Genomic DNA, 2,700 nt, shown 5'->3' on the forward strand with positions numbered 1-2,700 from the left:
AAATACTGGTAATAGAGTCTTAAAAATTATCACAGCTGGTACACTTAATGTTCGTAAAAATCAAATAATGATTATCAGAGCTTTAAATGAAATTAAAAGTGATGATAAACTTACAATTCTAGGCGGAGGAAATTTACATGATTATTTAACTGAAGAAATTGTAAAATTCAAACTAGAAGAAAATGTAAATCTTGCAGGAAAGGTTAAAAACGTAAACGAACGTTTATTACAAAATAATTGCTTTGTTTTGTCCTCGTTTACCGAAGGTTTTCCTAATGCGTTATTAGAAGCTCAGGCTGCAGGATTACCTTGTATATCAACAAACTGTTTATCTGGTCCTTTAGAGTTGTTAAATGAGAATGAAGATGTAGATATTAAAAATGGTGAGTTTTATATTGCTAAATATGGTTTGCTTGTAAATAACGATGATCATATAGGATTAAGTAAAGCTCTTGAGTTTTATAGAAATAATCCAGAAAACAGAAAGAAATATAGTGCATTGAGTTTATCGAGAGCTAAAGAATATCATCTAGATAGTATATATTCGAAATTCAATCAATTTATACAGAATTAATAAGATAAGAATACATGTGTGGAATTAACGGCATTATAGCCAAAACCAACCGAAATAAGAATGAGTTAAGCTCTATTCTTAATACCATGAATGATCTTATCATTCACAGAGGACCAGATGAAGATGGCTTGTTTTCAGAAGAAAATGATACATTTTCTGTTGGAATGGGAATGAGAAGATTATCAATTATTGATTTATCTTCTGGTAAGCAACCTATATTTTCTAATGATAAGCAGATTGTTATTGTCTTTAATGGCGAAATTTATAATTATAAAGTTCTTAAAGCAAAACTAGAAGCAGAAGGAGTTACTTTCAATACATCTAGTGATACTGAAGTTATATTAAAAGCCTACGAAAAATATGGCGTAGAATCTTTTCAATGGTTAGATGGTATGTATGGATTTAGTATTTATGATAAAAACATAAATAAACTATTCATTGCTCGAGACTTTTTTGGAGAAAAACCATTGTATTATACGCATACAGATAAAGAATTCATTTGGGCTTCAGAATTAAAGTCAATCATTAAAACTATTGATTTCACTCCTAATATTTCAAAAAAAGGATTGAATCTATATTTTAGATTAACTTACATTCCTGCGCCACATACGATATATGAAAATATTTTTAAGTTAGAAGCTAATCATTATATAGAATATGATTTAGCATCATACAACACAACTATCCATAAAATAAATGCTGAGCCAAAACCAAAGGCTACAAATATTTCTTTTGAAGATGCAAAAGCAAAAACCAAAGATTTAGTCTATAAAAGTGTAGATAGTAGATCTATTGCAGATGTAGGCTTAGGAACATTTTTGTCTGGTGGCGTTGATTCATCAATCATTTCTTTATGTTTAGCTCAAACTACAGATAAAAAAATTGATACCTTTTCTATTGGCTTCAAGAAAGCATCTTATGACGAAACGGATAAATCTAGAGTAGTCGCAAAGATGGTAAATGGTAATCATCATGAATTTATTATAGATGAAGATGATTTAAAAAACAATATTCATGAGATTTTAATCAATTTTGATGAACCGTTTTCAGACACAGCAGCTTTGCCTACTCACCTACTATCAGAAAAGACTCGAGAACATGTTACAGTTGCCCTAACTGGTGATGGTGGTGACGAAGTATTTGGCGGCTACAATAAATATTATATTGGTAAGATGAACAAAAGGTACACTAGTATTGTGCCTAAAGGACTTCATAAAACCATTGCAAGTTTAAGCAACAAATACCTTATCAATAAAGACGATACACGTGGACGCAAATTTCAGATTAATAAGCTATTAAATTCAATTAATTACGATGGAGATTTCTATTGGGATATTATTTCTTTAGCAAATACAAGTAACCAAATAGCTGAGATTATAGCTCCAGATTATTATGAGGAAAATTTATTTCAAGAGTATAAAAATGTTCTTGGAAAGCAAAAAATTGAAAGTCTTACTGACTTTAGACTTGTCGATAAAGTTTTAAGTCTAGAAGGAGGTATGCTTGCTAAAGTCGATAGAACAAGTATGATGACCTCATTAGAGTGTAGAGCTCCATTCTTAAATAAAGAATTATGGGAATTCGCTAACACATTGCCAGAAAATTATTTAATGAAAGGCTGGAACAAAAAGCACATTCTTAAAGAAGCTTTTAGAGATCAATTCCCAGATGAGTTTTTAGAAAAAGGTAAAAGTGGATTCGGTTCGCCTACAGGTGATTGGTTAAGACAAAGTTTACGAAAAGAACTCGAAAGTTATATAGAACCAAAAATGCTTGATGAGCAAGGCATCTTCAATAAAGACTTTATTACCAAATTAGTTAAAGATCATTTAGATAGTAAAAAAGATAGCACCTTTAGAGTTTGGTCATACTATTGCTTCCAAAAATGGTACAAATTTAATTTCCTAAAACAAAACTAAAACAAGATGAGCAATAAAAGAGTATTACTTATAGCATCTTATGCTGGCTCTCTCATTAGATTTAGAGGCGATTTTATAAAGAGTTTAATCAAAAACGGATTCGATGTATACACGGCAGCACCAAGCTATACCGAAAAGTATCATCAGCAAATTAGTGATATGGGAGCGACACCTGTTGAATTTAATTTGCAGCGTACAGGTTTAAAC

Annotated in this window: 3 protein-coding genes; all 3 read left to right on the forward strand. The window is 30.7% G+C overall.

Annotated elements, in window-relative coordinates; translation table 11 throughout:
• On the forward strand, positions 1–574 hold a 574-nt coding region (locus QZZ53_RS17045; RefSeq protein WP_296386953.1), incomplete at its 5' end, for a glycosyltransferase.
• 14 nt (positions 575–588) lie between these two features.
• Positions 589–2,493, forward strand: a complete 1,905-nt coding sequence (asnB, locus tag QZZ53_RS17050) for an asparagine synthase (glutamine-hydrolyzing) (RefSeq protein WP_296386955.1) — start codon at positions 589–591, stop codon at positions 2,491–2,493.
• Between the two features lie 6 nt (positions 2,494–2,499).
• Positions 2,500–2,700, forward strand: a 201-nt coding sequence (locus QZZ53_RS17055; RefSeq protein WP_296386957.1) for a hypothetical protein, incomplete at its 3' end; no start/stop codon positions are given.

The organism is Winogradskyella sp. (assembly GCF_016744625.1).
Classification (GTDB): domain Bacteria; phylum Bacteroidota; class Bacteroidia; order Flavobacteriales; family Flavobacteriaceae; genus Winogradskyella.